Origin of the sequence: Flavobacterium sp., assembly GCF_043722275.1 — a bacterium.
Taxonomy (GTDB): Bacteria; Bacteroidota; Bacteroidia; order Flavobacteriales; family Flavobacteriaceae; genus Flavobacterium.
Window position 1 is genome coordinate 17,623 of record NZ_JAYSPC010000165.1, and the last position, 10,203, is coordinate 27,825.

The 10,203-nt window shown below is 31.3% G+C and carries 6 protein-coding genes; all 6 read right to left on the reverse strand.

The features are described 5' to 3' along the window. Positions 1 to 4 precede the first annotated feature (4 nt). On the reverse strand, positions 5 to 3,037 hold the full coding sequence (locus ACHZDT_RS20530; RefSeq protein WP_394776569.1) for a SusC/RagA family TonB-linked outer membrane protein: 3,033 nt from the start codon (positions 3,035 to 3,037) through the stop codon (positions 5 to 7). Positions 3,038 to 3,281: 244 nt separating this feature from the next. Next, on the reverse strand, positions 3,282 to 4,148 hold the full coding sequence (locus tag ACHZDT_RS20535; RefSeq protein ID WP_394776570.1) for a helix-turn-helix transcriptional regulator: 867 nt from the start codon (positions 4,146 to 4,148) through the stop codon (positions 3,282 to 3,284). Then, complete coding sequence (locus ACHZDT_RS20540; RefSeq protein WP_394776571.1) at positions 4,135 to 6,024, reverse strand: hypothetical protein; 1,890 nt, start codon at positions 6,022 to 6,024, stop codon at positions 4,135 to 4,137. Before ACHZDT_RS20540 ends, ACHZDT_RS20535 begins: the two co-directional genes overlap by 14 nt. 96 nt (positions 6,025 to 6,120) lie before the next feature. After that, positions 6,121 to 7,305: an acetate/propionate family kinase gene (locus tag ACHZDT_RS20545; RefSeq protein ID WP_394776572.1), complete on the reverse strand. Its 1,185-nt coding sequence runs from the start codon at positions 7,303 to 7,305 to the stop codon at positions 6,121 to 6,123. Positions 7,306 to 7,484: 179 nt separating this feature from the next. Continuing rightward, positions 7,485 to 9,578, reverse strand: a complete 2,094-nt coding sequence (pta, locus tag ACHZDT_RS20550) for a phosphate acetyltransferase (RefSeq protein ID WP_394776573.1) — start codon at positions 9,576 to 9,578, stop codon at positions 7,485 to 7,487. A 46-nt stretch (positions 9,579 to 9,624) separates the two neighbouring features. Beyond that, positions 9,625 to 10,203, reverse strand: a 579-nt coding sequence (locus ACHZDT_RS20555; protein WP_394776574.1) for a CorA family divalent cation transporter, incomplete at its 5' end; no start/stop codon positions are given.

The following is a 10,203-nucleotide window of genomic DNA, read 5'->3' on the forward strand; positions in this document are numbered from 1 at the left end:
AATATTAAAATTTTAAATTAGCACCAAATACGAAAGATCTTAGAGTAGGATAAGCGTCAAGCTCGATTCCCTGAGTTCCGTAAGGATTACCATCACCATTTAATTCAGGAGAAAATCCAGAGAATTTTTGTGTAATAAATGGATTAATTGCATTTACATAAATTCTACAGTAATTAATAAAACTTGTATCATGTAAAGGAAGTTTGTATCCTAAAGTAATGTTATTGATTCTAAAGAAATCACCTGATTCTAAATAATATGTAGAAGCATAAGGAACTTCATTAAATGGTGCAGGATTAGAAGCTGTAGGATTAGCCGAAGTCCAGTAATCATTTGTTAAAGAAGCTTCAACATTTTCACCTGTAAAACGTTGTGCTTTTTTACCATTATAAACTTTAGCTCCACCAGTACCGTATCCGTCTACTGAGAAATCAATGTTTTTATAGTTTAAACCTAATGTTACACCGTAGTTGCTTTTTGGTAAAATTGAACCAACATATTTTTTATCTTTTGTAGCATCTAAAGCAGTTTGAACTACTTTATCACCAGCAGCATTGTAGTATAACATTTTACCATTTGCCGGATCAATTCCTGCATATTCGTATAAGTAAAAACTACCTAATGGCTGACCAATTGCAGTTTTGTTCAACATTTTTGTGTCCTGACCATTTCCTAAATTTCCACCAATTAGCGATGAAATATCATAATCTTTTAGGCCGGAAAGTTTATTTTTATTATTAGAATAATTTCCACCAATCCAGTAACTTAAGTTATCAGAAATTTTATCATCCCAACGTAAAGATAATTCATAACCTTTGTTTGAAACCTCACCAACATGCACAGGAGTTACAATTGTTAATCCTGAAGGAATATAAGGTTTTGTATTTAAAATTACGTTATTAGTATTTTTATCATAATAATCAACTGATCCTTTTAATCTGCTGTTTAATAATTCGAAATCAAGACCTACAGAAGCTTCTTCTGTAATTTCCCAAGATAAACTTGGATCGATTTGTGAATTAATAGTCGTTCCCGGATACAAAATTGAACCTCCTAAATAACCATCTAATCCAGAAGCATAAGACTGACTGTTTAATGGTACATTTTGGTTCCCTAATTTACCCCAGCTACCTCTTAATTTAATTAAATCAACACCTTTAATATTTGTAAGGAAACTTTCTTTTGTCATAATCCATCCCAAACCAAAAGATGGAAAAGTTCCCCAACGGTAATCTTTAGCAAAATTTGAAGATCCGTCACGTCTGATAGTTCCGGTTAATAAATACTTGTCCATCAATTTATATTGGAAACGACCAAAATATGAAGCTAATCTGCTTTCATTATAGGTTACATCATATAAACTTGTAATATCTGCTACATATTCTACTCCATGTGCATCTTTAGAATTGTATAAAGACCAGTAATTAGAATTTGTACTAACATTTTTTCTAGCAATAGACAAAGTTTCTCTTGGTCCTTTTACAGAAGCTTCCATACCTGCAGTTAACTCTACATCATGAATTCCTCCAAAAACTTTATTATAAGTAAAATAGTTCGATAAGTTCCAGTTAAAATACTGCTCTCTTCCTCTTGTTAATAAATTTACAGGGTCACTTGCATGGGTTGATACATAATCAGCAGCTGTTGTATTTGGGTTTGCAGCCATCCAGATACCTTGTTTATCTTCATAGTTGTATTGTTTCCAGGAATAATATTCACCATTAAATTGTGAAGTAAATTTTAATCCTTTTATGATTTCATAATCTAATCTAAGACCTCCCTGCAGAGTTACACTTCTTTGTTGCTCATCATAAAAATCCAATTGAGCTACCGGATTACCAACATTGTTAAATGAAGAACCAATTTGATTAGCAACACCGCTTGCATCCACACGTGACACACCATATTGTCCATCTGCAAAACGTACAGGAACTAACGGAGATTGTTTGTATGCGTTTGTAAAAGCTCCTAAAGGTTTTGGAGCAGAATTAGCTGATGTAAAGCTTAAATTTTGCGTTAACGTTACTTTTTTAGAAATTTTAAATTCATTATTATTTCTAAATGTAGTACGACTGTAGTTTAGACCATTTAATATTGCCTGCTCTTCGTAATTTCCTGCACTAAAAAAATATTTGATATTTTCTGAAGCACCTGAAATAGAGATATTATTTTGTGTATAAGAACCTGTTCTGGTAATTGCATCTAACCAATTGGTGTTAACCGGCTGATTTGCAGCAAATGTATTGGTTCCTAAAGCGGCATTAGAATATGCAGCATATTGGCTGGAATTTGCCATTTTAACTTCTTTAAGCGGTTTTCTGAAACCTGCAAAACTTTCAATTTCTACAGATACTTTATCACCTTTACCTTTTTTCGTAGTAATAATGATAACTCCGTTTGCAGCTCTCGTACCATAAATTGCTAAAGATGAAGCATCTTTAAGAATTTCATACGAAGTAATATCGTTTGTATTAATATTGTTGATATTTTCCGTTGGCATTCCGTCAACAATATACAAAGGAGATCTTCCTCCTAATGCAGTACCTAAACCTCTAATAACAACTGAAGGCGTACTTCCTGGTAAATCAGAAGAAATTACCTGAACACCAGCAGCTTTACCCTGAATTGCCTGAGATGAGTTTAATACTTTTGTTTTTGAAATTTCCTCAGCTTTAAGCGAAGTAATAGCCGAAGTATTATCTATTTTCTTTCTTGTTCCGTATCCAATAACAACCACTTCTTTTAATGCTGTATCACCAGCTTCTTTTAATGTAATTGACATTAGAGTTGTAGTTGCTGCTAAAGAAACAGAATCAAAACCCAGCATTGAGATTTTTAAAATCTCACCCTCTTTGGCGTTTATTGTAAAATTTCCGTCGAAATCAGCATCAGTAGACGTTCTGGAATTTGAAGCACTAATAACTGCTCCCGGGATTCCCATTCCGCTACTGTCTACTACTTTTCCTTTAATTGCTTGTCCAGACATGTAAGCCGGAAGTAGCAAAAGTGCTAAAAAGCTAAAAATAAAATTTTTCATACAGTTTGTAATCGTTTAAGTTAGTAGAGCCAAATTAAACAATTACAACGTTGTAGTACATCATTTACTACTACAACATAGCTACATCATTATGTTAAAATATTAATCTAATACATTTAAAATCAACATCATAAATGTTAATTTATTTTTATTAACATAACCTTATGATGTAGTAATGATGTATTAGAATTATGTAAAAAATAAAGTGTAAAAATATAAGATCCTTAAAATTTAAATACGAATCTTACAGACTTAATAAAAATTTTGAGAGATTTTCCTCCTGAGAGAGCCCTAACTTCTTTCTTAAGCGATATCGGTGTAGCTCAACACCTCTAAAAGAGATATTCATCATAGGCGCAATTTCTTTTGAAGAGAGATTCATTTTAAGATAAATGCACAATTTTATATCTTTTGGGGTAAGATTTGGATATTTTTTTGAAAGATTAATAATAAACTCATTGTGAATCTGATTTAGATTAGTTTCAAAGATTTCCCATTCGTGTTTATTTACTTCATTTATCTTAATCGCTTTCTTGATTTCACTTTTCAGTTTATTAAAATCCTTTTCAGAATCAAGAATGCTTTGAATATTATCAATCATTTCACTTTGTTTAGCAATTGATAAAGATTTGCCTGCAACTTCCGAAGATTTTGTTTGTAATTCAAGCTCCAGAATATGCTTTTGATATTCCTGAACATTCAATTCATTTTCTGCTTTCAGTTCCATTTCAAGAATTTCTCTTTGATGTTTTAATTCTTCAGCCTGCAATTTTAATTTTTGCATATAGCGAAGTTTGTTCCATTTATAATAGAAAAATAAAACTGCTCCTATTATTAATATATATAACAAAACCATCCAAAAAGAAAAATACCAAGGTTCAGCAACTTTAAAATCAAAACCTGAAACTTTTTCATAACTCGCTCCGTCGTGCTTGTAAATCAAAATAGAATGATTTCCGCTATTTAAATTATTCAGTACAATAAATCCGTTGGAAATTTGGATGAAATCTGAATTTTTATCAAGTTTATAAAATAAATTAGGTTTACTGGCACCATAAATCCCCGAGATCACATTTATTTTAAGTTCTGTATTGTATTTAATTAGATTCATTTTTTGCTAAATTTCCGGCATTAAATGCTTCAATTTTTACATCAGAATTTTGTTTGTTTTCATATTTTAACTGAAGAGAAATAAATCCGTCATCGAGATTAAGCAAATAATGATTTTCAGTTTTAAAAATTCTTAAGTTGTCATTAATCAAAGTTCCTTTATAATATTTCTCCTGAATAATGTTCCAGACGAATTTATTTCCGTTTGCCTGAATGTGATATAAAATTCCATTTTGAAGAACCATAAAATGATCTTCGTCAATATTTACAACATCGGTTATATTCTTGAAATTAAGATTAAAAAGTTCATTTTCCTGAAGTCTGTTTGTGATGGAATTATAAGTATACCAGGAATTATTAATTAGAAAAAGTATCTCATTTCTAAATTCAAAAATTTTAACGCCAAAATCATTTTTAATTTTGCTTTGCTGAGTGATATTCTCAACCTTTTTAGTTTTAAAATTATCATCGTATAAAACGCGATACAATCCGCGGTAATTATCTGCCGCCCAGATTTCATTCTTTTTATTTTGGGCAACATATTTTATGGGTTTCGAAAGATCCTGTATTTTTTGGTTTTGAGTAAGTTTAGAAATATCATCGTAAACTAAAATACCACTATAAGTAGATTGAAAATAAGTGTTATTTATGATGCTTTTAGACAAATTCCAACCTCCATTAATATTATTTATTTTTGACAAAGTTCCATTTTCATAACAAAACGTACCATCGTTATGTCCTATAATATATTTGTTTCCAATTTTAGTAATATTCCATGCTTGTCCTTGTGTATTAGGCATCATATGAAATTTACCCGAATCAAATTCAAAAACACCATGATTTGAGGCTATCAAATAACCTTTATTAGTTGTTGCTACGGAATATACAGAACCAAGAAGTCCTGAATTATCATAAAAAAATGATATTGGCGAATTTACCTCAACATGTGCAATTCCGTTATCTAAGCCCAGCCACAAATCATTTTCTTTGTCAGAACCAATGCTTAAAATGGAGTTATTCATTAAAACATTATTCCTGTCAATATTTTTATACGTATTTGAAGTAAAGTCATAGATAAATAAACCTCTATTCCCGGTTCCTATAGCCAGTTTATTATTCTTAATAAATTTAGCAACATTAATAGTCGCATCTTTTAGAGTTTCATTTAATGGATTGTTCCAAGGTCTTAAACCATTTTTTTCGACTATAAAAATTCCTTTTTTCTGAGTAAAAATATAAGTTTTATTCTGATACTTTTCAATGGCATGAACTACTGTGTTTTTTAAGATATTCCAGCCTTGTGGATTCGTTATTTTTGCACCATTTAGTCTAAAAAGACCTTTTTCTACCGACGCTACATACACGTTTTTATCAACAACAAAACAATACGATATTAAAAAAGGAAATTTAATTTTTTGAATATGCTTCCCATCATAAATAAAAATATCATTGAAAGACTGAAAATAGATAGATCCTTTAAATCTGAAAATCTTCCAAATTTCCTCATTGTCTTTTTCATCAAATAAGCGTAAATTTTTAGTGATTGAAACATAATTCATCTTACCTTCTTTCCTGTACCAATAACCAAATTCCTTATAAGAACCGGAATAAATTTTATCTCCTTCGATCATAATCGAGCGGATAATGGTTTTATTAGGTAATGTATATTTTTCCCACATCACACCATCGTATCGCAATAAATAGTGATTATTAGCAAAATACATGGCATTATCTTTTCCCTGAGCAACATTCCATATTTGATTGTCACCCTGGTAATCTGATTTATTATAATTTTCTACGAAAGGAAGTAATTCTTGTGCTTGTATTTGTGAAGCAATGAAAAAGAAGAAAAGAAGTTTTAAAAGTATCGATTTCAAAATATTCGGATTTATATCCAAAGGTACTGACAAATATTTAATCTGAAAACATAAAAAAACTCCTCGATTGAGGAGCTTTATAAAAGTATACTATCTTTAGTTTTGAAGTAATTGATATACCTGATTGGCAATTTCATATTCTTCGTCTGTTGGTATAACCAGAACTTTTGTTTTTGAATTTGGTTTGCTTATTTCTCTAATTTCTTTAGAGCGAATTTGATTTTTCTCATCATCAATTTCAATTCCAAAGTAATCCATATCCGTACAAACCAGTTGACGCATATAAGATGAATTTTCACCAATTCCGGCAGTAAAAATAATAGCATCTAAACCATTTAAAGCTGCTGCATATGAACCAATAAATTTTCTAATTCTGTACGCATTCATCAATAAAGCCAATTCACAGTCTTTATTCCCTTTTGCAGCTTCTGATTCAATGTCACGTAAATCACTATAACCTGTAAGTCCAAGCATTCCGCTTTGTTTTAACAAAATCGAATTAACTTCATCAGCAGAATATCCAAGGTTTTTAACCATATAAAAAATCACCGACTGATCGATATCTCCTGCACGAGTTCCCATTATTAAACCATTTGAGGGCGAAAAACCCATTGTATGATCAATACTTTTTCCGTCTTTAATTGCAGTCATACTACAACCATTTCCTAAGTGAATGGTAATTATTTTCGAGCTTTTTTCTAAATTTTCAATTGCTTTTTCAGAAACATATTTGTGACTTGTTCCATGAAAGCCATAAACACGAACTTTATTTTCGGTCAAAAGATAATTCGGAATCGCATATTTATGGGCTTCAACCGGAATTGTCTGATGAAAAGCTGTATCAAAAACAGCCACTTGTTTTGCTGTTGCAAAAATTTCTTCAGCTACATTGATCCCAACTAAATGCGCAGGATTATGTAATGGAGCTAGTTCTGAAAGTTCTTTTATTTTTTCTTTTACTTCCTTAGTAATAATCGTAGTGTCAGAAAAATAACTTCCGCCGTGTACTACGCGATGACCAACTGCTCCAATTTCTGAAGTTGATTTTATTACTCCTTTTTCAGGATCTAAAAGCATTTCGGCTACTTTTTGCAGACCAACTTTATGAGTTTCTATTGGTAATGATTCTTCTATTGAATTTGCAGCGGTTTTAAAGGTAATATTTGAAGTTTCCAAGCCAATTCTATCAATCATACCAGAACAAATTACTTCGTTTGTTGGCACAATCATTAATTGATATTTTATTGATGAACTTCCTGAGTTTATAATTAATATTTTCATTTTTTTTAAAGTTGCTAAGATGCTGAGTCTCTAAGTTGCTAAGTTTTTTTTGCAGTAATTGTAATTCTAAATTTTAGACGCTGATAAAACGGATTCGCTATCGCGAAGACGCGGATAAAAACGGATTTTTTAAGTACTAACTCATAATTCATAACTAATAATTAATAATTCACAATTAATTAAAGTCCTTGCGCCTGAATCGCTGTAATTACTACCGTATTTATAATATCATCTACCGTACAACCGCGGCTTAAATCGTTTACCGGTTTGTTTAAACCTTGTAACATTGGGCCAATTGCTAATGCTCCGGTTTCTCTTTGAACTGCTTTATAAGTATTATTTCCTGTATTTAAATCAGGAAAAATAAGGACGCTCGCCTGTCCTGCTACTTCAGAATCCGGCATTTTACTTTTTCCAACTACTTTATCAACGGCGGCATCATATTGAATTGGTCCTTCAATTTTTAAATCGGGACGTTTTTGTTTTACAATTTCAGTTGCAGCTCTAACTTTATCGACTTCATCACCTTTTCCGGATGCTCCGGAAGAATACGAAAGCATCGCTATTTTTGGTTCAATTCCAAAAGCCGAACTTGATTCAGCAGATGAAATAGCAATTTCTGCCAGTTGCTCTGCGGTTGGATTTGGATTAATCGCGCAATCGCCAAAAACAGAAACTCTGTCTTCAAGACACATAAAAAATACCGATGAAACTACGGATGAATTTGGTTTTGTTTTAATGAATTGCAACGCCGGTAAAATAGTATGTTGTGTTGTATGTGCCGCACCGGAAACCATTCCGTCAGCGTGACCTTTATACACCATCATTGTACCAAAATACGACACATCTTCCATTAAATCCCTTGCCATTGTAATACTTACATTCTTCGCTTTTCGGAGTTCATAATAGGTATTCGCATAATCCTCATAAAGCTTAGATTCTTTTGGATTTATGATATTTACTTTCGAAAAATCAAATGTAATTCCAAGTTCTGCAACTTTACTTTCTATTTGTTTTTTATCGCCAATTATCGAAATATCAACCACATCCATATCCAGCAATCTTGAAGTTGCCATGATAATTCTGTCGTCATTTCCTTCGGGCAAAACAATATGTTTACGATGCTGTTTTGCTCTTTGTACCATATTATACTGGAACATTTTTGGCGTCATTCCTTCAGGTACAAAAGTGATTAATCGTTCAGATAAATCATCTATAGCAACATATTTTTCAAAAGTACTTATCGATGTTTCAATCTTGTGCGTGTTATTTGCGTAGATTTCTGATCTGATAGAACCAATTTTATTAGTAATACTATATGTTCCGCCATCAACCGCAATAATTGGTACAATGGCAGAAAGTCCTTCAATTAACTTTAAAATACTTTCCTCAGGAATAATATTTCCAGTTAAAATAATTCCCGAAATTGTGGGATAATTAACAGATTCATTGGCTTGTAAAGCGCCTAAAATAATATCTGAACGATCTCCCGGAGTAATTACTAAAGCGTTATCATTTAAGTGAACCAGATAATTGTGTAATTGCATTGCTCCTACGCTAAAATGACCAATTTCATTGTTTAAATAAGCACTTCCAAACAATACTTTTGCACCAAGCTGATTCACAATTTCCTGCATCGTAGGATTATTCAAACTTGAAATCAACGGAATTGTATTAATTAAAACATTTGCAGGTAAACTTTTTTGCAATCCCTGCGTTACCAATTCAATATTTTCAAACTGAACTTTATTTGCAATTACAGATAAAACCTCAACATCTTTTACCTTAAATGAATCGTAAATTAAATAAAGACTATCTACTAATTCTTCTAATGTTTTACCAACTCCGGAACCTATAATTATAGTTGGGATTCCGAGGTTTTTTGCGATTAAAACATTCAAATCTAATTCTATCGAAGTTCCTTCACCTGTAAAACTGGTTCCTTCTACTAAAACGAAATCAAAACGTTGTTCAAGTTTTTTATATTTTTCGATAATTAAATCTAAAACATCTCCTATTTTCCCTTTATTTTTCTTCTTGATAAGTTTGCTTTTTGTGATTGCGTATGCATCTTCAAACTTAATATCAAGATTAAAATAAGACAAAACTGTTTCTATATGATTGTCTGATTCTCCATCGACAAAATCTTCTATAATAGGTCTAAAATATCCCACTTTAGCCGTTTTACCAATCAAAATACTCATTAAACCGAGCGTAATAATCGATTTTCCGCTATTTTGATCGCTTGTGGCTATATATATTGCTTTACTCATAATTTATATTTTTGAAACTTATTCAAATTTTAAATTTATTATAGTGCTAAAACCAGCGTCTTTTTTTGAAATAGATAATCAACGCAACGACCAATAAAACCATTGCTCCCATTACAATAAAATAGCCATTTCTCGCTTTTAACTCCGGCATATATTCGAAGTTCATTCCGTAAACTCCAACAATAAAAGTGAGCGGAATAAATATGGCCGAAATGATGGTCAGCGTTTTCATAATCTCATTCATTTTCCGACTTTGTTCCGAAAAATAAAAATTAGAAGCACTTTCTAATGAACTCATATCCGAATCAATTTGTTCTAAAAGCTCCAGACTTTTTTGATGTAATCTGATGAAAAAGCTGAAAGTTTCTTTTTCAATTCCGTTATAGGTATCATCGTCTTTAATGGTTTTTAAATAATACAAAGAATCGCGAAGCGGAATTATTGAACGTTTTAAAAAATTAAAATTATCACGATGGTTTTCAATTTTTTCTAAAATTATTGGATCAGCTCCTTTTTTAGTCAAATTGATTAGTTCTTCGATTTTCTCTTCTTCATCTTCAATCGTAATGTAAAAATTTTCCATTACGGCATCTAATAATAAATAAAGTAAATAATCTACTTTTTT